This window comes from Cellulomonas algicola (genome assembly GCF_019024305.1).
GTDB classification, from domain to species: domain Bacteria; phylum Actinomycetota; class Actinomycetes; order Actinomycetales; family Cellulomonadaceae; genus Cellulomonas; species Cellulomonas algicola.
In genome coordinates this window covers 299,883-320,836 of the sequence record NZ_JAHKSJ010000013.1, presented here as the reverse complement: position 1 = coordinate 320,836, position 20,954 = coordinate 299,883, and the positions used below count along the sequence as shown (strand labels likewise).

Sequence of the window (20,954 nt, the reverse complement as noted above, 5' to 3'; positions counted from 1 at the left end):
TGCTGGCCGAGGTCGCGTGGACCTGGTTCACCGACGCGCTCGAGTCCGCGGGCCTCGAGCCGCACGCGGCGGGCGGCACGGTCACGCGCGTGCTGTCGCAGAGCTTCGGGGCGCTCGAGCGCCGCGCCGAGCAGACCGAGCTGGAGATCCGGGCGTCGTGGACCGCCGCGGGCGAGGACCTCGGTCCGCACCTGCGCGCGTGGGCGACGCTGCTGTGCACCGCCGCCGGCCTGCCGCCGCTGCCGGAGGGCGTCGTGCCCCTCGGCCCTCGCCGCTGACCCACGTCGCCCTCGTCACCGACGCGCCTCGCCGTCGTCGCTGACGCTCGTCGTCCCCCTGCCGCGCCACGGTCCCCGCTGACCCGAGTCGTGGGCCCGCGGCCTGCTCAGCGCTGACCAGCGCCGTCGTGTCCGTTCCCCGCACTATCACGTCTTCCCGTGGATCCGTGACGTCCTGTCCCTCAAGTGGCCCAGAGGTGCTGCCGATGAGAGGACCGTGAGCATCGAGCCCCTCCGCCGCGACGTCGCCCCGCTCCGCCGGGTCGCCGTGCGGACGACCGTGCCGACGACCCGACGCCCGGCAGCGCCGCCGCAGCAGATGTGCGTGGTCGTGTCGGAGATCGCCGACGGAGACGGGGTCGCGCTCGTCCAGAACCTGCGCCGCCGGGGCGCGCCGCGTGTCGTCGTCCTGACGCGCCGCGCGAGCCGCCCCGAGCTGTCGGTCCTGCTGCAGGGCGGTCTGCGCGGCGCGGTCGCGGGTCAGACGGCGACGAGCGTCCCGCGTCAGCCCGCTCCGGCACCGGCTCCCCCGACGCTCCCGGAGCTCACGGCCCGCGAGATCAGCGTCCTGCGCCTGGTCGCCGACGGCCGGTCCAACCGGCTCATCGGCGAGGAGCTCGGCCTGTCCGCGCTCACCGTGAAGAGCCACCTCGCCCGCATCTCGCGCAAGCTCGGCACGGGCGACCGCGCGGAGCTCGTCGCGATCTCGATCCGCGGCGGCGTGCTCGACTGACCCGGACGCCGGCAGGCGCTCTGGCATGCTGGCCGCGTGACGGGGGTCGGGCGCGAGCCGCAGTACGAGGCCTTCGCAGACGCCTTCGCCGAGCACGCGCGTGACGGCTTCTACAACGCGCACTACGACCGTCCGGCGTGCCTCTCGCTGCTGGGCGACGTCGCGGGGCGCCACGTCCTCGACGTCGGGTGCGGTCCCGGCTGGTACGCCGCCGAGCTCGTCTCTCGCGGAGCCCGCGTCTCGGCCTTCGACCTCAGCCCACGGATGGTCGAGCTGACGACGGCGCAGGCGCCCGACGCCGACGTGCGCGTCCACGACGCCGTCGAACCGCTGGGCTGGCTGCCGGACGGCTCGGTCGACCTCGCGCTGTGGGCGCTCGGCATCGAGTACGTGGACGACCGCGTCTGCGCCCTGCGCGAGCTGCGCCGGGTGCTGCGCCCCGAGGGCGCGCTGGTCCTCTCCCGGCTTCATCCCACGGGCGACTGGCTCCGGCACGGAGGCAGCTACTTCACGACCCGGGTGATCGAGGAGGACTGGGCCGCCGGCTGGCACCTCCGGTACTGGCTGGCTCCGCTCGAGCGGACGTGCGAGGAGCTGCACGAGGCGGGCTTCCTCATCGAGCGCCTGCTCGAACCTCGACCGGCGCCCACGGCCGAGGTCCTCTCCCCGGACGCCTACGCCCTGCTCGCCGGTGAGCCACGCGGCTTCCTGGCGATCCGTGCCGTCCCGCGACCGGGCGCGACGACGTAGTCACCACGTGGCGGGGGATGCGTGGTCGCGCGAGTGACGTGCGGCGCACCACGGCCCGCCTGCGCGGACGCGCCTGCACCGTCGCATACGGTGGACCTCATGCACTCCGAGGTGTCCGACGACCTCCCCACGACGGGGGGCGACGTCGCCCACCCGCCGCTCCCCCTGACCGACCCGACCGACGCGCCTGCCGTCGCGGACGTGGCCGCCGAGCCGACAGTCGTCCCGCTGACCGAGCCCGCCGACGGCGTCCCGCACGTGGTCGACACCCCCGAGGAGCTGGCTCGCGTCGTCGCGGCGTTCGGCGCCGGCACGGGTCCGGTCGCGGTCGACGCCGAGCGCGCGTCGGGCTACCGCTACGGCCAGCGCACCTACCTCGTCCAGCTGCGCCGCGAGGGTGCGGGCACGGCGCTGATCGACCCGATCGCGCTGCCCGACCTGTCGGCGCTGTCCGACGCGCTGGTGGGCGTCGAGTGGGTGCTGCACGCGGCCTCGCAGGACCTGCCGGGGCTCTCCGAGCAGGGCATGCGACCGACGCGCGTCTTCGACACCGAGCTCGGCGCCCGCCTGCTGGGCATGGAACGCGTGGGGCTCGCGGCGGTCGTCGCGGACGCGCTCGGGCTCGGCCTCGCGAAGGAGCACTCGGCGGTCGACTGGTCGACGCGCCCGCTGCCCCCGGAGTGGCTGCGCTACGCCGCGCTCGACGTCGAGGTCCTGGTCGAGCTCCGCACCGTGCTCGCCGAACGGCTGGCCGTCGCCGGCAAGGCGGAGTGGGCCGCGCAGGAGTTCGAGGCCGTCCGCACCGCACCGCCGCCGCCACCGCGCGTCGAGCCGTGGCGCCGCGTGTCGGGCCTGCACCAGATCCGCGACGCCCGCCGTCTCGCCGTCGTGCGCGAGCTGTGGCAGACGCGCGACCAGAACGCCCGCCAGCGCGACATCTCCCCCGGCCGCGTGCTGCCGGACGCCGCGATCGTCGCCGCTGCGCAGGCGCTGCCGCGCTCGGTGCCGCAGCTGACGGCCCTGCCCGCGTTCTCGGGCAAGGGCACGCGACGCCGCGCGACGCTGTGGCAGCAGGCGATCGACCGTGGGCTGGCGCTGCCGGACTCGGAGCTGCCGTCCGTGCGCGGGCCGAAGAGCGACGCTCCTCCGCCGCCGCGGGCGTGGGCGGACAAGGACCCGGCGGCGGCGGCACGGCTCGCGGCAGCCCGGGACGTCGTGGCCGACCTCTCGGAGACGCACTCCGTGCCAGCGGAGAACCTGCTCCAGCCCGACCTCCTGCGGCGGCTGTGCTGGGCGCCGCCGCGCCCGCTCGACGCGACGACGATCGCCGACGCGCTCGCGTCGGGTGGCGCACGCGCGTGGCAGGTCGACCTGCTGGCGGAGCGTCTCGCAGCGGCGTTCGCGGCGCTGCCCGCGGCCTGACGGCCCCGCGGAACACGGTGTTACTCTTCGGTAACTTCGGCTGACGTAGGACCTAGGTCCCGGTAGCGTCGGCCCCAGCGGTCCCGTCCCGGCGGGACCCGCACCCGTCACCGGACACCGTCGTCCACGCCTGGAGGCCCGATGCCGACCGCATCCGCCCGACCGCCCGTCGCCCGCCGCGTCGTCTTCGTCGACGGGGTCCGCACCCCGTTCGGCCGCGCGCGCAAGGACGGGCTCTACGCCCACACCCGCGCCGACGACCTCGTCGTCAAGACCGTGCGCGAGCTCCTGCGCCGCCACCCGGAGCTCGCTCCGGAGCGCGTCGACGAGGTCGCGATCGCGGCCACCACCCAGCAGGGCGACCAGGGGCTGACCCTGGGCCGCACGGTCGGCGTCCTCGCCGGCCTTCCCCGCACGGTCCCCGGCTACGCGGTCGACCGGATGTGCGCGGGCGCGATGACCGCGGTCACCAACGTCGCCGCGACCATCGGGATCGGTGCGCAGGACGTCGCGATCGCCGGCGGTGTCGAGCACATGGGCCACCACCCGATGGGCTTCGACGCCGACCCGAACCCGCGGTTCCTGTCCGAGCGCCTCGTCGCGCCCGATGCCCTCAACATGGGCGTCACCGCGGAGAACCTGCACGACCGCTTCCCGCAGCTCACCCGTGACCGCGCCGACGCGTACGGCGCCGCGAGCCAGGCCAAGTACGCCGCCGCGCTCGCCGCCGGGCAGATCGACCCCGACCTGGTGCCCGTCGCGCTGCGCGACCCCGAGCGCGGGTGGGGGCTGGCGACCGCCGACGAGCCGCCGCGACCCGGCACGACCGCCGAGGGGATCGCCAGCCTGCCGACGCCGTTCCGCCCCGGCGGGCGCGTCACCGCCGGCACGTCCGCACCGCTCACCGACGGTGCCGCGTCGTGCCTGCTCGCCGCCGAGGACACCGCCGCCGAGCTCGGCCTGACCCCGCGCATGCGGCTCGTCGCGTTCGCCTACGCGGGCGTCGAGCCCGAGATCATGGGCGTCGGCCCGGTCCCCGCGACACGCAAGGCGCTCGACCGCGCCGGACTGACGATCGACGACATCGGCCTGTTCGAGATCAACGAGGCGTTCGCGGTGCAGGTGCTCGCGTTCCTCGACGCGTTCGGCATCGCCGACGACGACCCGCGCGTGAACCCCTACGGGGGCGCGATCGCCGTCGGCCACCCGCTCGCGTCGTCGGGCGTGCGGCTCATGACGCAGCTCGCGCGCCAGTTCGAGGAGCACCCCGACGTCCGCTACGGCCTGACGACGATGTGCGTCGGCCTCGGCCAGGGCGGCACCGTGATCTGGGAGAACCCCCACCACCCCGAGTACGTCGCGACCGACGGAGGCCAGCAGTGAGCACGACGCCCGACGCCCCGCAGCCCCGCGCCGAGCGCGTGTCGCACGCGCTGGTCCGGGACGTGACCCTGCCCGGCGGCGCCGGGACGCTCGCGCTCGTCACGATCGACAACGGCCTCGACCACACGAAGCCGACGACGCTCGGCCCGCTCGGCATCGCCGAGCTGACCGCCGCGCTGACGACGGTCCGCGAGCGCGTCCGCGCCGGTGAGGTGCAGGCCGTCGCGGTGACCGGCAAGCCGTACTTCCTCGCGGCGGGCGCCGACCTCACGCAGGTCACCACGGTGACGGACCGCGACGCGGCGCTCGAGCTCGGCCGCGGCGGGCACGCCGCCTACGGGCTGCTGCACGACATGGGTGTCCCGACGTTCGCGTTCGTCAACGGGGTCGCGCTGGGCGGCGGCCTCGAGCTCGCGCTCAACTGCGACTACCGGACGGTCGCGTCCGACGTGCGCGCGCTCGCGCTGCCGGAGACGGGTCTCGGGCTCGTCCCGGGCTGGGGCGGCGCCTACCTCGTGCCCCGCCTCGTCGGTGTCGAGAAGGCGCTCGACGTCATCCTCACGCGCCCCGCGGCCAACAAGCCGTTCGCGGCGGGCGAGGCCGCGAGCATCGGGCTCGTCGACGTCGTGCTCGACCCGGCCGACTTCCTCGAGGAGTCCGTGCGGTGGGCGGCGCGCGTGCTGTCGGGCGAGGTCGTCGTCGAGCGTCGCCCGCTCGACCCCGAGCCGCTGTGGGACGGCGTCGTCGCCGCCGCGCGCCAGCGGCTCGACGCCGTCGTGCACGGCTCGCGTCCGGCGCCGAACCGCGCGCTCGACCTGGTCGCGGCCGCGCGCACGGCCACGCCGCAGGAGGCGTTCGCCGCCGAGGACGAGGCGCTCGCCGACCTCATCATGAGCGACGAGATGCGGGCGAGCGTCTACGCGTTCGGCCTGGTCTCGGGCGGCAAGAAGCCCGTCGGCGCACCTGACGCGTCGCTGGCCCAGCCCGTGACGCGCGTGGGCATCGTCGGCGCCGGGCTCATGGCCGCGCAGATCGCGCTGCTGCTCTCGCAGCGGCTCGGCGTGCCCGTCGTCATGCGCGACCTCGACGACGAGCGCGTCGAGAAGGGCCTGGGCGCCGTCCGGAGCACCGTCGAGCGGCTCGTCTCGACGGGTCGGATGAGCGAGTCCGCGGGTGCGCGTGTCGTCGGCGCGATCACGGGCACGACGGAGCTGCAGGACCTCGCGTCGTGCGACCTGGTGATCGAGGCGGTGACCGAGATCCTCGACCTCAAGAAGCGGGTCTTCGCCGAGCTCGAGACCGTGGTGGCGCCCACGACGGTCCTCGCGACGAACACGTCCGCGCTCTCGGTCTCCGCGATGGCGGCCGACCTGCAGCACCCCGAGCGCGTCGTCGGGCTGCACTTCTTCAACCCCGTGGCCGCGATGCCGCTGGTCGAGGTCGTGCAGGCCGAGCACACGTCCGCGGAGGCGCTCGCGACCGGGTTCGCGGTCGTCGCGAAGCTCCGCAAGACCGCGGTGCTCGTCGCCGACCGGCCGGGCTTCGTCGTCAACCGGCTGCTCGTGCTGCTGCTCGGCGTGATCGTCGACGCGGTCGAGCACGGCACCCCCGTGGAGGTCGCCGACCGCGCGCTGCGGCCCCTCGGCCTGCCGATGCCGCCGTTCGAGCTGTTCGACCTCGTCGGGCCGGCCGTCGGCCTGCACGTCCTCACGTCGCTGCGCGAGGACCTCGGCGACCGGTTCCCGCGCTCGCCGGGTCTCGAGAAGCTCGTCGCGGACGGCACGCGCGTCGTGCTCGACGCACCGGCGAAGGGCCTGCCCAAGCCCGTCGACCCGGCCATCCAGGCGGTCTTCGACGCGGCACGCGAGGTCGAGGTCGACGCGACACCGCTCGACGAGGCGGGCGTGCTCGACGCGGTGCTCACGGCGCTGACCGTCGAGATCGGGCACATGCTCGACGAGGGCGTCGTCGCGACGCCGCAGCAGATCGACCTCTGCATGATCCTCGGTGCCGGCTGGGGCTTCCACCTCGGGGGCATCACGCCGCACCTGGACCGCACCGGCTACAGCGAGAAGGTCCTGGGCCGTCGCCTGCTGCCCGACGGCGTCGCGAACGTCCCGACGCGCTGACGTCCCCTCGAGGCCCGCGACCGGCTGCTCGTCCCCGACAGCCGGTCGCGGGCCTCCGCCGTCCCCGCCGACGGACGCGCGTTGCGCCAGGTCACCGCGGTGCGCGAGGGTGGCCCGGTGCCGATCACCCTGCCGCCCCTGACGTTCGCCGGTGACCTGGACCGGAGCGCCCTCGTCCCCGCGACCCGTCTGCTCGTCGACCTCGTCGCGCGGCCCGAGGTCGCCGCCGCCTGGCACGACGAGTCGTCGTGCGCGGGCATGAGCGTCGGCGCGCTCGCTCGGCACCTCGTCGTCCAGCCGCTGCGAGTCGTCGAGGTGCTCACCGGCCAGCCGGCCGCAGTCGACGCCGAGCCGTTCACGGTCGACCAGCACTACGCGCAGGCGGCGTGGATCCAGCAGGACCTCGACGGGCCCGCGAACGTGGGCGTGCGCACCCGCTCCGAGGAGGAGGCGGAGGTCGGCCCCGAGGCCGTGGCAGCGGAGGCCCGCGAGATCCTCGGCCGCCTCGACGACGTGCTCGCCGCCGCGCCCGACGTCGTCGTGCTGCCGTGGACGGGCGCCGCGCTCGCGACCGACGACTTCCTCGTCACGCGGTTCATGGAGATCGTCGTGCACAGCGACGACCTGGCCTCGAGCGTCGGTCTGCCGACCCCGGAGTTCGACGCCGCGACGCTCGTGCCCGTCGTCCGCCTGCTGTCGGACCTCGCGCTGCGTCGCCACGGGCAGGACGCGCTGGTCCGGACGCTGTCCCGGCCGCAGCGCGCGCCGGGCAGCATCGCGGCGTTCTGACGCGCCGGGGCGGAGCACCTTCGCCCGCGGGCGCTACCGGACGGCGACCGGCACGGGCACCTCACCTGTGCGCCACACCGGCTCGACGACGAGGTCGCGGATCCGCCAGCCGTCGGCGGTGCGCCGGGTCGTCAGGCGGTAGACGCTGCCGGCCTCGGTGACCGGCGCGTCCGCCCCGGACGGGACGACGCGCAGGGTGAGGTTGGCGCGCACGTGCGCAGTCGCGCCGTCGGGCAGCACGTCGGTGACGACGTCGGTGAACCGGTGCTGGTACCGGGTCCCGGCAGCGTGGTTGCGTGCCGCCTGGGCGACGACGGCGTCCTCCCCCTCCGCGTGCCCGCCGGGCGTGGTCACGGTCGCGTCGGCGGTCAGCAGCGTGCGCAGCCCGTCGAAGCGCCCCTCGTCGAGGCCCGCGCCGAGGCGCGCGACGAGGTCGAGGTGGTCGAGGTGGTCGAGCCGGTGCGCGGCGTCCATGAGGCCCTCCTGATCGTTGGTGGAACCAATGTTGGTGCGACCAACGGTAATTGATGGTCCTGCCAACGGTCTAGAGTGCGACGCATGGACGTCTCGACCGCGCCCGCCCGGCTGCGGGCTCTGCCGACGTGGCTGCTCAACCAGGCCGCCCGACGCGCGAGCGGGGTCGTCGCGGAGCGCATGCGCGCCGCCGGGTCGCACCGCAGCCACTACGCGATGCTCGCGGCGCTCGACGAGCGCGGAGCGCTCAGCCAGGCCGACCTGGGGCGGCTCGTCGGGCTGGACCGCAGCGACGTCGCCGGCGCCGTGGCCGACCTGCTCGCCGCGGGCGTCGTCGACCGGCGGCCCGATCCGGACGACCGGCGGCGGAACTCCGTCGCGCTCACACCGGCCGGCCGCCGACGCCTGGCCGAGCTCCACAACGTCGTCCTCGCAGCCCAGGACGACGTCCTCGCCCCGCTCGACCCGGACGATCGCGCCCAGCTCCTTCGCCTGCTCGCGCGCCTGGCGGGCGCCCCGCTGCCGGACGACGAGCCCGCTCACCCCTGAACCGCCGGGGCTCAGCCGTTCTGCTGGACGACCCGCGGGCCCTCCGACGCCTGCACGATGACGAACCCCTGACCGGAGAACGCGATCTGCAGCGCCTCGCCGGACCCGCGCCCGACGAGCGCACCCGCCGACATCGACGACTTGGCGGCGGTCTGCAGCGTCGACGACCACGCGATCGCGGACTGCGCGTCGGCGTAGGTCGGCTGGTCGACGTTCAGGATGACGGGCGGGCCGAACGAGGTGATGGCGAGCTGGCCGACGCCGGTGAAGACCGTGTTGAACAGGCCGCCCGCCATCATCGACGCGCCCTCGACGCGGCGGATGTCCCACTGCAGCGACGTGTCGAACGCGAGCACGTTGCGCCCGCTCACGGTGATCGAGTCGCCCTCGAGCGTGACGACGTGCACCTCGGACGCGTCGTCGGCGAGGAACAGGTCGCCGCGACCGGTGACCTTCATGAGCGGGACGCCCTCGCCGGTGAACGCCTTCTTGAGGAACTTCTGCACCCCGCCCGAGCCCTGGTGGGCGAAGGTCATCTCGCCCTGGTAGGCGACCATCGAACCCTGCCGGGCGAGCACCTCCCCGTCGAGGTGCACGCGCAGCATCTTGTCGTTCTGCAGCGCGAACCGGTCGGTGGTGGTGGCTTCGAGGCTGCTGCCGAACATCGCGCTGCGCACGGGGGGCTCCTCACGGCTCGGGAGTGGTCCTGCCAGCCTGCCAGAGCCATGCGCGGGACGCCCCGGTCAGAACGTCGTGAGGCCTCGCGCGCGGAACTGGCCGCGGACGCGCTCGACGAGCTCGGGCGACGGGGGCTCGGTGTCGCCGAGCTCGTAGCGCATGCCGAGCTCGTCCCACTTGTCGCGGCCCATCTGGTGGAAGGGCAGCACCTCGACGCGCTCGACGCACTCCCCCAGCGACGCGACGTAGTCGGCGACGGCCTCGACGTTCTCGACCGCGTCGGTGAGGCCGGGGACGAGGACGAAGCGGATCCAGGTGCGCGTGCCGCGCTCGGCGAGCCGCCGCCCGAACGCGAGGGTCGGCGCGAGGTCCTGACCGGTCACCTTCTTGTAGGTCTCCGGGATGCCCGACTTCACGTCGAGCAGCACGAGGTCGACGTCGTCGAGCATCTCGTCGGAGAGCTGCGTGCCGAGGAAGCCCGACGTGTCGATCGCGGTGTGCACGTCCATCGCCTTGGCGCCGCGCAGCAGCCGTCGCACGTACGCGGGCTGCATGAGCGGCTCGCCGCCGGAGATCGTCAGGCCGCCGCCGGTCGCCTTCATGACGCCGCGGTAGCGCTGCACGCGTCGCAGCAGGTCGTCGGCCGCGACGTCCGTGCCGCGCCGCATCTCCATGGTGTCGGGGTTGTGGCAGTAGAGGCACCGCAGCGGGCACCCGGCCAGGAACACCGTGAGCCGCGTCCCGGGGCCGTCGACCGCGGTGACGAGCTCCCAGGAGTGCACGGACCCGAGGTCGCCGGCCCGCACCGCGGCGAGCCGGGCGGACCGCTCGGCCTCGACCTCGGTGAGACCGGCGGTCCCGGCACCGTGGGCCCGCTCGTGCGACCCGCCGACCAGCGGCGTGCCGAGCGCCACCACGGGGGCGCCGGTGCTCCGCTGGTCGGTCTGGGTCGTCATCGTCGTGCTCCTGTCGGTGCCGGGACTGCTACGGGTGCGTGCGGTGCAGCGTCGGTCAGACCGCGCCGTGGAACGTCCGGGACAGGACGTCGAGCTGCTGCTCGCGGGTGAGCCGCACGAAGTTCACGGCGTAGCCCGAGACGCGGATGGTGAGCTGCGGGTAGTTCTCCGGGTGCTCCATCGCGTCGAGCAGCGTCTCGCGGTTCAGGACGTTGACGTTCATGTGGTAGCCGTTCGACAGCGTGTACGCGTCGAGCAGACCGACCAGGTTCGTCACCTGCTCCTCCCGCGTGCGGCCGAGGCCCGAGGGCACGACCGACGACGTGAGCGAGATGCCGTCCTGCGACTGCGAGTACGGCAGCTTCGCGACGGACAGCGCCGAGGCGAGCATGCCGTGCGAGTCGCGGCCGTTCATCGGGTTGGCACCGGGGGCGAACGGCTCCCCGGCGCGACGGCCGTCGGGGGTCGAGCCGGTGGCCTTGCCGTAGACGACGTTCGACGTGATCGTCAGGACCGACTGCGTGTGCAGCGCCTTCCGGTACGTCGGGTACTGGCGGATCTTCTCCATGAACGTGTTGACGATCCACACGGCGATGTCGTCGGCGCGGTCGTCGTCGTTGCCGTAGGTCGGGAAGTCGCCGTCGATCGCGTACTCGGTGACGAGGCCGTCGGTCGTGCGCAGCGCGGTCACCTTGGCGTACTTGATCGCCGACAGCGAGTCCGCGACGACCGAGAGGCCGGCGATGCCGCAGGCCAGCGTCCGCAGGATCTCGCGGTCGTGCAGCGCCATCTCGATGCGCTCGTACGCGTACTTGTCGTGCATGTAGTGCACGCAGTTGAGCGCGTCGACGTACGTCTGGGCCAGCCAGTCCATCGTCGTGTCGAACTTCGCCATGACGTCGTCGTAGTCGAGGACGTCGCCCTCGACGGGTGCGCTGACCGGAGCGACCTGCTTGCCGGTGACCTCGTCGCGGCCGCCGTTGATCGCGTACAGCAGCGCCTTCGCGAGGTTCACGCGCGCGCCGAAGAACTGCATCTGCTTGCCGACGCGCATCGGGGACACGCAGCACGCGATGGCCGCGTCGTCGCCCCAGTCGCCGCGGATGAGGTCGTCGGACTCGTACTGCACGGCGCTCGTGTCGATCGACACCTGCGCGCAGTAGGCCTTGAACCCGGCCGGGAGCTGGTCGCTCCAGAACACCGTCATGTTCGGCTCGGGCGCCGGGCCCAGGTTGTAGAGCGTCTGCAGGTAGCGGAACGACGTCTTCGTGACGAGCGTCCGCCCGTCCTCGCCCATGCCGCCGATCGACTCGGTCACCCACGTCGGGTCGCCCGAGAACAGCGCGTCGTACTCCGGGGTGCGCAGGAAGCGCACGATCCGCAGCTTGATGACGAAGTCGTCGATGATCTCCTGCGCCTGCTCCTCGGTGATCGTCCCCGCGGCGAGGTCGCGCTCGAGGTAGATGTCGAGGAACGTCGACGTGCGGCCGAGCGACATCGCGGCGCCGTTCTGCTCCTTCACGGCGGCCAGGTAGCCGAAGTACAGCCACTGCACGGCCTCGCGGCCGGTCGTCGCGGGCCCGGAGATGTCGTAGCCGTAGGACGCGGCCATCTGCTTGAGCTCGCCGAGCGCGCGGATCTGCTCGGCGTTCTCCTCGCGGTCGCGGATGACGTCCTCGACCGAGCGCTCCATGTCGAGCTCGGCACGCTCGAGCTTCTTCGCGGCGATCAGCGCGTCGACGCCGTACAGGGCGACGCGGCGGTAGTCGCCGATGATACGGCCGCGGCCGTAGGCGTCCGGCAGGCCGGTGATGATGTGGGAGGAGCGCGCGGCGCGCACGGCCGGCGGGTACACGTCGAAGACGCCGTCGTTGTGCGTCTTGCGGTACTTGCTGAAGATCTCGGAGACGACCGGGTCGGGCTCGTACCCGTAGGTCTCGAGCGACTTCTCGACCATCCGGTAGCCGCCGTTGGGCATGATCGCGCGCTTGAGCGGGGCGTCCGTCTGGAGTCCGACGATGATCTCGTCGTCCTGGGCGATGTAGCCGGGGGCGTGCGACGTGATCGTCGACGGGGTCTTCGCGTCGACGTCGTAGACGCCCTTCTCGCGCTCCGCCGGGAACATCGCGCTGAGGCGGTCCCAGATGCGGGTCGTGCGGGCGGTCGGACCCGCGAGGAACGCGCTGTCACCCTCGTAGGGCGTGTAGTTGCGCTGGATGAAGTCCCGCACGTCGACGTGGTCGGCCCACGGGCCGACGACGAATCCGGTCCACGCGGCCGGGGTGGTGGCCTCGTCGTGGGCGGTGGCGGGGACTGCGGTGGTGGACATCTTCGCTCCTCCGTGCGGGTCGATACCTCGAACCTACGGAGCAAGTGATGGGATGTCTTGGGACCTTCGCCCCGGCCCTCGGGAGGGCCGTTGTGACGTGCGCTACTGCGCCGTCCCGGGCAGTCGGCCGAGGGCGGTGAGCACGTCCCGGGCCACGTCGTTGGGCCCCAGCCGGAGCTCCCCGACGAGCTGGTCGCGCGACGCGTGGTCGAGGAACCGGCGCGGGACGCCGACCGCCTGGACGGGCGTGCGGACCCCGACGTCGGTGCACCGCTGCCCGAGCAGCGCGCCGATGCCGCCGTCCACGACCCCGTCCTCGATCGTCACGACGTGGTCGTGCGCGCCCGCGAGCTTGGTGAGCGCGATGGGGACCGGGAGCACCCAGCGCGGGTCGACGACCGTGACGCGCAGACCGTGCGCGGCCAGCACCTCACCGGTCGCGACGGCCGTCACCGCCATCGCGCCGACGCCGACGACGAGCACGGACGGCGCGTCCGCGTCGGCGCCGTCGTGCCGCGCGAGCACGTCGATGCCGTCGACCTCGTCGACCGCCGGCAGCGGGTCGCCCATCGCACCCTTCGGGTAGCGGACCACCGTCGGTGCGTCGTCGACGTCGACCGAGGTACGCAGCGCGTCGCGCAGCGTCGGCTCGTCGCGGGGTGCCGCGAGCCGCAGCCCGGGCACGATGCCGAGCATCGCCATGTCCCACATCCCGTTGTGGCTCGCACCGTCGTCGCCGGTCAGCCCCGCCCGGTCGAGCACGAACGTGACGCCGGCCCTGTGCAGCGCGACGTCCATGAGGACCTGGTCGAACGCGCGGTTGAGGAACGTCGCGTAGACCGCGACGACGGGGTGCAGCCCGCCGAACGCCATGCCCGCGGCCGAGGTGGCGGCGTGCTGCTCGGCGATGCCGACGTCGAACACGCGGTCGGGGAACTCGGCGGCGAACGGCGCGAGGCCCACCGGCTGGAGCATCGCGGCCGTGATCGCGACGACGTCCTTGCGACGGCGGCCGATGCGCACGATCTCGTCGGCGAACACGCTGGTCCAGCCGAACCGCGACGGCGCGAGCGGCAGACCCGTCTCGGGGTGGATCTGGCCGACCGCGTGGAAGCGGTCCGCCACGTCCTGCTCGGCGGGCGTGTACCCGCGGCCCTTCTCGGTGATGACGTGCACGATCACCGGCCCGCCGAACGCCTTGGCGCGGCGCAGCGCGTGCTCGACGGCCTGCTCGTCGTGCCCGTCGACGGGCCCGACGTACTTGAGCCCGAGGTCCTCGAACATCCCCTGCGGGGCGACGACGTCCTTGATGCCCTTCTTGAGGCCGTGCAGCGCGTCGTACGCGAACCGCCCCGGCGGGCCCGACCGGCGCAGCGTCTGCTTGCCCCACGACAGGACGTTCTCGTAGCCCTGCGTCGTGCGCAGCGTGTCGAGGTGGCGCGCAAGGCCTCCGATCGTCGGGTCGTACGACCGCCCGTTGTCGTTGACGACGACCACGAGACGCCGGTCCTGCCCGGCCGCGATGTTGTTGAGGGCCTCCCACGCCATGCCGCCCGTGAGCGCGCCGTCGCCGATGACAGCGACGACGTGCCGCTCGCCGCGGCCCTGGAGCTGGTTGGCCTTCGCGATGCCGTCCGCCCACGACAGCGCGGTCGACGCGTGCGAGTTCTCGACGACGTCGTGCTCGGACTCCGTGCGGCTGGGGTAGCCCGAGAGCCCGCCGCGGCGGCGGAGCTGCGAGAAGTCCGTGCGGCCCGTCAGCAGCTTGTGCACGTACGCCTGGTGCCCCGTGTCGAACACCATGGTGTCGCGCGGCGAGTCGAAGACGCGGTGCAGGGCGATCGTCAGCTCGACGACCCCGAGGTTCGGGCCCAGGTGACCGCCCGTGCGGGACACCGACTCGACGAGGAACGTGCGGATCTCCTCCGCGAGCCGCGCGACCTGCGTGCGGGTCAGGCGGCGCACGTCAGCAGGTGACGTGATCGACTCCAGCAGTGCCATGAGGCAGCCTCTCCTCCCGGTGCGGCGACGATGCCGCACGCTGCGGACGCCGAAGGCTTCGCCTGCACACTCTAGGTCCCGGAAGCACCTGCTCGCCGTCCGGGCAGGTCAGGGGCGCGGTCGGTACGGTGGAGGCTCGGTGAAGAACCCGCGCGCCGACGCCGCAGGTCCGGGCGCTGGACCCGGTCGCCCCCGGGACGCGTGCACCCCACCCGGTACCATCGATCGGAAAGGGGAACTCCCATGCGCTTCCTGCCCGGCCAGACTCCGGCCTCCGACCTCACCTACGGCGACGTCTTCCTCGTCCCGTCGCGTTCCGAGGTCACCTCCCGCTTCGACGTCGACCTCGCACCCGTCGACGGCACCGGCACCACCATCCCCGTCGTCGTCGCCAACATGACGGCCGTCGCCGGCCGCCGCATGGCCGAGACGGTCGCCCGCCGCGGCGGCATCGCGGTCATCCCGCAGGACATCCCGACCGACGTGGTCGCGGACGTCGTGTCGTCCGTCAAGGCGCGGCACACGGTCGTCGAGAGCGCGGTCGTCGTCGCGCCGCACGACACCGTGCACACCGCCCTCACGCTCATCGGCAAGCGGTCCCACGGCGCCGCGGTCGTCGTGCAGGACGGCCGCCCGGTCGGCGTCCTCACCGAGGCCGACTGCCAGGGCGTCGACCGGTTCACGCAGGTCGAGGACGTCATGTCCCCGCACCCGACGACCGTCGACCTGTCGGTCGTCGAGCAGGGTGGCACGCGCGGCCTCGAGGCCGCGTTCGAGCAGCTGCACGGCTCGCGCCGCCGCTTCTCCCCCGTCGTCCGCGACGGCGTCCTCGTCGGCGTGCTCACGCAGGTCGGGGCGCTGCGCTCGTCGATCTACACGCCGGCCGTCGACGACCAGGGCCGCCTGCGCGTCGCGGCCGCGGTCGGCATCAACGGCGACGTCAAGGCCAAGACGGCCGAGCTGCTCGAGGCGGGCGTCGACGTGCTCGTCGTCGACACGGCCCACGGCCACCAGCGCAAGATGCTCGAGGCGCTCGGCGCGGTCCGCTCGCTCGACCCGCAGGTCCCGGTCGTCGCGGGCAACGTCGTGACGGCGCAGGGCACGCGCGACCTGATCGAGGCCGGCGCGGACATCGTCAAGGTCGGCGTCGGCCCGGGCGCCATGTGCACGACGCGCATGATGACCGCGGTCGGCCGCCCGCAGTTCTCGGCGGTGCTCGAGTGCGCCGCCGAGGCCCGCCGGCTCGGCCGGCACGTGTGGGCGGACGGCGGCGTGCGGCACCCGCGCGACGTCGCGCTCGCGCTGGCCGCCGGTGCGTCGCAGGTCATGATCGGCTCCTGGTTCGCCGGGACGCACGAGTCGCCCGGCGACCTGCACGAGGACGGCGAGGGCCGCCTGTACAAGGAGAGCTTCGGCATGGCGTCGGCGCGTGCCGTCGCCGCACGCACGCGGGGCGGCTCGGCGTTCGAGCGGGCCCGCAAGGCGCTCTACGAGGAGGGCATCTCGTCCTCGCGCATGTACCTCGACCCGCGCCGTCCCGGTGTGGAGGACCTGCTCGACCACGTCACCGCGGGCGTCCGCTCGGCCGCGACGTACGTCGGCGCGACCTCGCTCGAGGAGCTCTTCGACCACGCGACGGTCGGCATCCAGTCCGCGGCGGGCTACGAGGAGGGCCGCCCGCTGCCCGACGGCTGGTGACCGGCGTGCGCCCCGTCCTCGTCCTCACGCACGTCCCGCACGAGGGACCGGGACTGATCGCGGCCGGCATCGACGGGCCGCTGCAGATCCGCACGGTGCTGCACGACGCGGAGCCGCGGCTGCCCGCGCTCGACTCGCTCGGCGGCGTGGTCGTCATGGGCGGGCCGATGGACGCCGACGACGAGCGATTCCCGGGACTCGCGGCCGAACGGCGCCTGCTCGCCGACGCGGTCGACGCGGAGGTACCCGTGCTCGGCGTGTGCCTCGGCATGCAGATCCTGGCGCTCGCGCTCGGGTCACGGCTGCACCTGCGGCACGGCACGGAGGTCGGGTTCGCCGCCGTCGACGTCGTCGCCGAGGACCTCGTGCTGGGCGCGCTCGGTGACCGGCCGACCGTGCTGCACTGGCACTCCGACGCGGTCGACCTCCCGGCGGGCGCGACGCTGCTCGCGTCGACACCGGCCACGCCCGTGCAGGCGTTCCGCGCGGGCAGCGCGCTCGGGCTGCAGTTCCACCCCGAGGTCACCGTGTCGATGCTCGACCTGTGGCTGGGGACGCCCGACATGACGGCCGACCTGGAGCCCGAGGACGTCGACGCGATCCGCGCGGGCGGCGGGCAGCACCTGCCGGCCCTCGTTCCCGCCGCCGAGAAGGCGTTCGCCGCGTTCGGGGAGCTCGTCCGGGCGCGCGGATGACGGCCGATCCGACGACGCCCGCGGGTGCCCGGGCCGAGCTCCTCGAGCTGTGCGCCCGCGGGCTGGACTGGCGGGTCGACCCCACGCGGGTGCTGCCCGACGTGTCGGCCGCCCGACCCGCGGCGGTGCTCGTGCTGTTCGGCGTGCTCGACGCGATCGACGCGGGCACGGGCGAGGCCGCCGTCGCGCGTGACCTCGACGTGCTGCTCCAGCGTCGTGCGGCGACCCTCGGCCACCACGCGGGTCAGGTCGCGTTCCCGGGCGGGCGCACCGAGCCGACCGACCGCTCCCCCGCGGCGGCCGCGGTCCGCGAGGCCGTCGAGGAGACCGGCCTCGACCCGTCCGGTGTCGAGGTGCTGGGCACGCTGCCGCCCCTCGCCGTGCCGGTGAGCAACCACCTCGTGACGCCCGTCCCCGCCTGGTGGACGCACCCGTCGCAGGTGGCGGCGGTCGACCACGCCGAGACCGTCGACGTCTTCCGCCTCCCCGTCGCCGACCTGCTCGACCCGGCGAACCGCGCGAGCGTCGTGCACGAACGCTTCGGGGCGCGCGTGCGGACGCCCGCGTTCGTCGTCGACGACCTGGTCGTGTGGGGCTTCACCGGCATCGTGCTGAGCCGCATGTTCGACGCGCTCGGCTGGGCGGTGCCGTGGGACGTGCGCCGCGAGGTCCGGCCGCCGCGCTGACCAACGCCGCCCGCACGCACCGCACGTCCCGGCCGGACGACCGCGCCGCCGTCAGCGCCGGTCCACCTCGTCGAGCGCCACGACGCCGACCGCCTCCGCGTCGCAGAACGCGCCGAACGCGTGGGCGTACGAGTCGGCGTTCTCCCAGCCGGGCAACGCCGAGGCGTCGACGAGGACACCGCGTCCTGCGAGTCGGTCGCCGTCCGTCGCACGCGTCGTGCCGAGCACGGCGGCGTCGGCGTCCATGGTGGTCCCCGCGGGCCACACGACCCACGGGCGCGTGCCGTCGTCGGCTCGAGCGTGAAGCAGCCGTTCGCCTCGACACGCAGGACGCCCTCGACGTCGCTCCGCTCGCCGGGGACCTGCCCGACGCTCTGCTGCGTGGGCATCCCGAAGCCGGCCTCGCTGCCGGTCCCGCACGCGGCGACGACCAGCACCGTCGCCGCGGCCCCCCCCAGCACGCACCGCGCGCCGGATCCCGTGCGCCCGCGCTCCCGCCCGCACCGCGACCTCCCACCGACGGTCGCGCCGTCGCGCCCGTCGACCGCACCGTAGCCTGGCGGACCGACGGCCCGCGGTGGTTCACCGACCGATCCACCCCGCGGAGCACCGCACCGCGCGAGAGGAGCACCGTGACGCATCCCGTGCCCGAGGTCGAGGTCGACGAGACGCTCGTCCGGACGCTGCTGCGCGCCCAGCACCCCGACCTCGCCGACCTGCCGCTCGCGCCCGCCGGGACCGGGTGGGACAACGTCCTGTGGCGGCTCGGGGACGACCTGGCGCTCCGGTTCCCGGTCCGGTCGGTGTCCGCGCCGCTCGTCGCGCACGAGCAGAAGTGGCTGCCGGTCCTCGCGCCGCGGCTGCCCGTGGCGACGCCGGTCCCTCTCCGCGTCGGGATGCCGGGCGACGCGTACCCCTGGGCGTGGAGCGTCGTGCCGTGGTTCCACGCCGATCCGGCGTGGAGCGTGCCGGTCACCGACCGGACCGCGTGGGCCGGCGACCTGGCCGAGGTGTTCGTCGCGCTGCACCGGCCGGCGCCGGCCGACGCACCGGTCAACCCGTTCCGCGGCGTCCCGCTCTCCCCCGACACGACGACCCTGCGGGAACGGCTCGACCGGGTCGCGCTCCCGGAGGCCGACCGGGTGCTCGAACGCCGTGCCGAGCTCGCCGCCGCACCCGCCTGGGACGGTCCCGCGTTGTGGCTGCACGGCGACCCGCACCCCGCCAACCTGCTCGTGCGCGACGGCCGGCTGCACGCGCTCATCGACTTCGGCGACGTGACCTCGGGCGACCCGGCGTCGGACCTGGCGACGGCGTGGCTCACGTTCGACACCGACGGGCGGCGCGCGTTCCGCGAGCGCGTGGACGCCGCCTGCGGCTGGGACGACGCGACGTGGCGACGCGCGCACGCGTGGGCGCTGCACCTCGCGGTGGTGCTGCTCCAGCACCCCGTCGACCACCCGCACCTCGCGCAGGTCGGACGACGCGCGCTGGCCGAGGCGCTCGTCGACTGACCGGTCCGTGTCGGGCCTCGTCCGTACGGTGGCCGCCATGAGCACCGCGCCTCTCGGACTCCTCGGCGTGCCGTCCAGCGCCGCCGCCCACGCCCCCGGGCTCGAGCGCGCGCCCGCCGCGCTGCGTGCCGCCGGGCTCGTCGCGGCGCTGACGGCCGCCGGGCGCGACGTCGTGGACCACGGCGACACGACGGTCGCGCGGTGGCGGCACGACGCGCCCGTGCGGACGGTCCCGCACGACGTCGAGCGCGTCGCGGCGGTGCTGCAGGAGGCGCGCGCCGCGGTGCTCGGCGTGCTGGCCGCGGGGCACGTGCCCGTCGTCCTGGGTGGCGAGTGCACCGTGACGCTCGCGGTCCTCGCGGCGGCCGCCGACGCAGGCCGGGACCTCGGGGTCGTGTACGTCGACGGCGGCCAGGACCTGCACCTGCCGACCGACCACACCGACGAGCCGATCGCCGACTCCATGGGCATGGCGCACGCCCTGGACCTGCCCGGCACGCACGACGCACTCGCCGGGCTCGGCCCGCGCCGGCCCCTCGTGACCGCCGATCGGCTCGCGTTCGTCGGGTACGCGGACGAGGAGGAGGACGTGCACGGACAGGTGCCCGCGACCCGCGTCCCGGCGTCCGTCGTCGTCGACGGCACCGAGGACGCGGCGGCGGTCGCGGCCGGCGTCGCCGGTTCGGACGGCTTCCTCGTGCACCTCGACGTCGACGTGCTCGACTTCTTCGCGCTGCCGCTGGCCGACGTCCCGACCTACGGCCGCGGACTCACGGAACCGGTCCTCGCGCGCCTGCTGCGGGCGCTGGTGCGGACCGACGGCTTCGCCGGCCTCGTCGTCGTCGAGGCCAACCCTGATCGCGACGACGACGCGCGGACGCATCTGCGCACGCTCGTCGCGCTGCTCGCCGGCGCGGTCGCCGTCGGCCCGTGACCCCGCCGCGTCGCGCGGAGATACTGGCTCCCATGGCCGACCAGCCGAAGACCCTCCCCACCGACGCGGACGTCCTGGCGTTCGTCGAGTCCGTCGAGCACCCCGTCCGGCGCCGCGACGCGCACCGGCTGCTCGACCTCTACGGCCGCGTGACCGGCGAGGAGCCGCGCCTGTGGGGACCGTCGATCGTCGGGTACGGCCGGTACCACTACCGGTACGCGTCGGGCCGCGAGGGCGACGCGGCAGCCGCCGGCTTCTCGCCGCGCCGCACGTCGACGACCGTCTACCTCCCGGACGGCTTCGACGCGCACGCCGACCTGCTGGCGGAGCTCGGGCCGCACACGACGAGCGTCAGCTGCCTCTACCTCAAGGACCTCGACAAGGTCGACCTGACGGTGCTCGACGAGCTGCTGCGCCGCTCGTGGGTGGTGACGTCCGCACCGGGGTTCGGGCAGGCGTAGGCCGGGCGGCGTGCGCGACCACCACGGCAGGCGGCCGTGAGCGCGCGCGTCGCCGGTCACCGGGTTGACAGCTGGGCCTCCCCTCCGTGCACGCGACCACGGACTTCGCCCGCGGGCCCGGCGGCGGCGGGGACCGCGTGACGTGCACGGCCACGTCGTCACGTGGAGAGCTCCTGAACGCGCGCCTGGCGCTCGGCGACGACCTCCGCACGCCCGGCGACTGGACGGTCGCCGTGACCGGCCGCTGGAACGCCGACGCCCGGCGCGGGCCCGTCCGCCTGACCCGGGTCCCGGTCGAGCACGAGCCGTGGCCGCTGCGGCAGGCGACCGTCGTGGGTCTGCGCACGAACCTCCTGCGCGCGCGCGGCCTGCCCGCGCCGTCCGGACCCCCGCACGCCCGCTGGTCGCCGGGCGTGGACGTGCGCATCGGCGCCCCCCGCCCCTCGCTGCCGTGAGGACACCGCCGCAGCGTCGTGCCACCCGCGACGACGACGG

The 20,954-nt window shown here is 74.4% G+C and carries 21 protein-coding genes; 15 read left to right on the top strand and 6 right to left on the bottom strand.

The window, feature by feature from the left end:
- The 7 genes from KOV94_RS12085 to KOV94_RS12055 all read left to right on the top strand — a co-directional run.
- On the top strand, window positions 1-278 hold a 278-nt coding region (locus KOV94_RS12085; protein ID WP_218052155.1), incomplete at its 5' end, for a DUF3000 family protein.
- A gap of 217 nt (window positions 279-495) precedes the next feature.
- The gene (locus KOV94_RS21070; protein ID WP_304515703.1) at window positions 496-1,011 is read left to right on the top strand and encodes a LuxR C-terminal-related transcriptional regulator; all 516 of its coding nucleotides are present in this window, start codon (window positions 496-498) and stop codon (window positions 1,009-1,011) included.
- Between the two features lie 36 nt (window positions 1,012-1,047).
- Window positions 1,048-1,761, top strand: a complete 714-nt coding sequence (locus KOV94_RS12075) for a class I SAM-dependent methyltransferase (RefSeq protein ID WP_218052154.1) — start codon at window positions 1,048-1,050, stop codon at window positions 1,759-1,761.
- Window positions 1,762-1,860: 99 nt separating this feature from the next.
- A complete protein-coding gene (locus KOV94_RS12070; protein WP_218052153.1) occupies window positions 1,861-3,183 on the top strand; it encodes an HRDC domain-containing protein in 1,323 nt (440 codons plus the stop codon).
- 141 nt (window positions 3,184-3,324) lie between these two features.
- Window positions 3,325-4,566: a thiolase family protein gene (locus KOV94_RS12065; protein ID WP_218052152.1), complete on the top strand. Its 1,242-nt coding sequence runs from the start codon at window positions 3,325-3,327 to the stop codon at window positions 4,564-4,566.
- A complete protein-coding gene (locus tag KOV94_RS12060; protein ID WP_218052151.1) occupies window positions 4,563-6,695 on the top strand; it encodes a 3-hydroxyacyl-CoA dehydrogenase NAD-binding domain-containing protein in 2,133 nt (710 codons plus the stop codon). The genes KOV94_RS12065 and KOV94_RS12060 overlap by 4 nt, the downstream gene beginning before the upstream one ends.
- Before the next feature lie 117 nt (window positions 6,696-6,812).
- Window positions 6,813-7,484, top strand: coding sequence for a maleylpyruvate isomerase N-terminal domain-containing protein (locus tag KOV94_RS12055; protein WP_218052150.1), 672 nt, complete (start codon window positions 6,813-6,815; stop codon window positions 7,482-7,484).
- 33 nt (window positions 7,485-7,517) lie between these two features.
- Here the strand turns inward: KOV94_RS12055 and KOV94_RS12050 are convergent, their stop codons facing one another.
- Window positions 7,518-7,958, bottom strand: a complete 441-nt coding sequence (locus KOV94_RS12050; protein ID WP_218052149.1) for a nuclear transport factor 2 family protein — start codon at window positions 7,956-7,958, stop codon at window positions 7,518-7,520.
- 84 nt (window positions 7,959-8,042) lie between these two features.
- Between KOV94_RS12050 and KOV94_RS12045 the strand changes: the two genes are divergently transcribed.
- Complete coding sequence (locus tag KOV94_RS12045) at window positions 8,043-8,507, top strand: MarR family winged helix-turn-helix transcriptional regulator (protein WP_218052148.1); 465 nt, start codon at window positions 8,043-8,045, stop codon at window positions 8,505-8,507.
- Between the two features lie 11 nt (window positions 8,508-8,518).
- Here the strand turns inward: KOV94_RS12045 and KOV94_RS12040 are convergent, their stop codons facing one another.
- The 4 genes from KOV94_RS12040 to dxs form a co-directional block, all read right to left on the bottom strand.
- Window positions 8,519-9,184, bottom strand: coding sequence for an AIM24 family protein (locus KOV94_RS12040; protein ID WP_218052147.1), 666 nt, complete (start codon window positions 9,182-9,184; stop codon window positions 8,519-8,521).
- Between the two features lie 66 nt (window positions 9,185-9,250).
- Window positions 9,251-10,141 (bottom strand): pyruvate formate-lyase-activating protein, encoded by an 891-nt coding sequence (gene pflA / locus KOV94_RS12035; protein ID WP_162352142.1) that lies wholly within the window; start codon window positions 10,139-10,141, stop codon window positions 9,251-9,253.
- A gap of 55 nt (window positions 10,142-10,196) precedes the next feature.
- Window positions 10,197-12,470: a formate C-acetyltransferase gene (gene pflB / locus KOV94_RS12030; protein ID WP_218052146.1), complete on the bottom strand. Its 2,274-nt coding sequence runs from the start codon at window positions 12,468-12,470 to the stop codon at window positions 10,197-10,199.
- 102 nt (window positions 12,471-12,572) lie between these two features.
- Window positions 12,573-14,471, bottom strand: coding sequence for a 1-deoxy-D-xylulose-5-phosphate synthase (gene dxs, locus KOV94_RS12025; RefSeq protein WP_218052145.1), 1,899 nt, complete (start codon window positions 14,469-14,471; stop codon window positions 12,573-12,575).
- Between the two features lie 243 nt (window positions 14,472-14,714).
- Here dxs and KOV94_RS12020 point away from each other — a divergent pair, with 243 nt between their 5' ends.
- The 3 genes from KOV94_RS12020 to KOV94_RS12010 are packed head-to-tail and all read left to right on the top strand — an operon-like array spanning window position 14,715 to window position 17,550.
- Complete coding sequence (locus KOV94_RS12020; RefSeq protein WP_218052144.1) at window positions 14,715-16,169, top strand: GuaB1 family IMP dehydrogenase-related protein; 1,455 nt, start codon at window positions 14,715-14,717, stop codon at window positions 16,167-16,169.
- Window positions 16,170-16,174: 5 nt separating this feature from the next.
- Window positions 16,175-16,864: a type 1 glutamine amidotransferase gene (locus KOV94_RS12015; RefSeq protein WP_124341796.1), complete on the top strand. Its 690-nt coding sequence runs from the start codon at window positions 16,175-16,177 to the stop codon at window positions 16,862-16,864.
- Entirely contained in the window at window positions 16,861-17,550 is a 690-nt protein-coding gene (locus tag KOV94_RS12010; RefSeq protein WP_124341795.1) for an NUDIX hydrolase, read from the top strand. Before KOV94_RS12015 ends, KOV94_RS12010 begins: the two co-directional genes overlap by 4 nt.
- A gap of 51 nt (window positions 17,551-17,601) precedes the next feature.
- Here the strand turns inward: KOV94_RS12010 and KOV94_RS12005 are convergent, their stop codons facing one another.
- A complete protein-coding gene (locus KOV94_RS12005; protein WP_218052143.1) occupies window positions 17,602-17,796 on the bottom strand; it encodes a hypothetical protein in 195 nt (64 codons plus the stop codon).
- Window positions 17,797-18,182: 386 nt separating this feature from the next.
- On the opposite strand from KOV94_RS12005, the gene KOV94_RS12000 reads away from it, so the two are divergent.
- From KOV94_RS12000 to KOV94_RS11985, 4 genes are all read left to right on the top strand, one after another.
- Window positions 18,183-19,064, top strand: coding sequence for an aminoglycoside phosphotransferase family protein (locus KOV94_RS12000; protein ID WP_124341793.1), 882 nt, complete (start codon window positions 18,183-18,185; stop codon window positions 19,062-19,064).
- Window positions 19,065-19,101: 37 nt separating this feature from the next.
- Window positions 19,102-19,998: an arginase family protein gene (locus tag KOV94_RS11995; RefSeq protein ID WP_218052142.1), complete on the top strand. Its 897-nt coding sequence runs from the start codon at window positions 19,102-19,104 to the stop codon at window positions 19,996-19,998.
- Window positions 19,999-20,030: 32 nt separating this feature from the next.
- Window positions 20,031-20,459, top strand: a complete 429-nt coding sequence (locus KOV94_RS11990) for a DUF1801 domain-containing protein (protein WP_124343903.1) — start codon at window positions 20,031-20,033, stop codon at window positions 20,457-20,459.
- Window positions 20,460-20,545: 86 nt separating this feature from the next.
- Window positions 20,546-20,914 carry a DUF2071 domain-containing protein gene (locus tag KOV94_RS11985; protein ID WP_235843517.1) on the top strand — a complete coding sequence of 123 codons (369 nt, stop codon included), beginning with the start codon at window positions 20,546-20,548 and terminating at the stop codon, window positions 20,912-20,914.
- Window positions 20,915-20,954: the final 40 nt, after the last annotated feature.

What these genes read in the sequence shown, in the direction of transcription:
- KOV94_RS11990 (WP_124343903.1), top strand. Translation starts at nt 20,031, where the DNA reads ATGGCCGACCAGCCGAAGACCCTCCCCACCGACGCGGACGTCCTGGCG.
- KOV94_RS12045 (WP_218052148.1), top strand. Translation starts at nt 8,043, where the DNA reads ATGGACGTCTCGACCGCGCCCGCCCGGCTGCGGGCTCTGCCGACGTGG.
- KOV94_RS12070 (WP_218052153.1), top strand. Translation starts at nt 1,861, where the DNA reads ATGCACTCCGAGGTGTCCGACGACCTCCCCACGACGGGGGGCGACGTC.
- pflB (WP_218052146.1), bottom strand. Translation starts at nt 12,470, where the DNA reads ATGTCCACCACCGCAGTCCCCGCCACCGCCCACGACGAGGCCACCACC.
- KOV94_RS12020 (WP_218052144.1), top strand. Translation starts at nt 14,715, where the DNA reads ATGCGCTTCCTGCCCGGCCAGACTCCGGCCTCCGACCTCACCTACGGC.
- KOV94_RS11995 (WP_218052142.1), top strand. Translation starts at nt 19,102, where the DNA reads ATGAGCACCGCGCCTCTCGGACTCCTCGGCGTGCCGTCCAGCGCCGCC.
- KOV94_RS12010 (WP_124341795.1), top strand. Translation starts at nt 16,861, where the DNA reads ATGACGGCCGATCCGACGACGCCCGCGGGTGCCCGGGCCGAGCTCCTC.
- pflA (WP_162352142.1), bottom strand. Translation starts at nt 10,141, where the DNA reads ATGACGACCCAGACCGACCAGCGGAGCACCGGCGCCCCCGTGGTGGCG.
- dxs (WP_218052145.1), bottom strand. Translation starts at nt 14,471, where the DNA reads ATGGCACTGCTGGAGTCGATCACGTCACCTGCTGACGTGCGCCGCCTG.
- KOV94_RS12050 (WP_218052149.1), bottom strand. Translation starts at nt 7,958, where the DNA reads ATGGACGCCGCGCACCGGCTCGACCACCTCGACCACCTCGACCTCGTC.
- KOV94_RS12065 (WP_218052152.1), top strand. Translation starts at nt 3,325, where the DNA reads ATGCCGACCGCATCCGCCCGACCGCCCGTCGCCCGCCGCGTCGTCTTC.
- KOV94_RS12005 (WP_218052143.1), bottom strand. Translation starts at nt 17,796, where the DNA reads ATGGACGCCGACGCCGCCGTGCTCGGCACGACGCGTGCGACGGACGGC.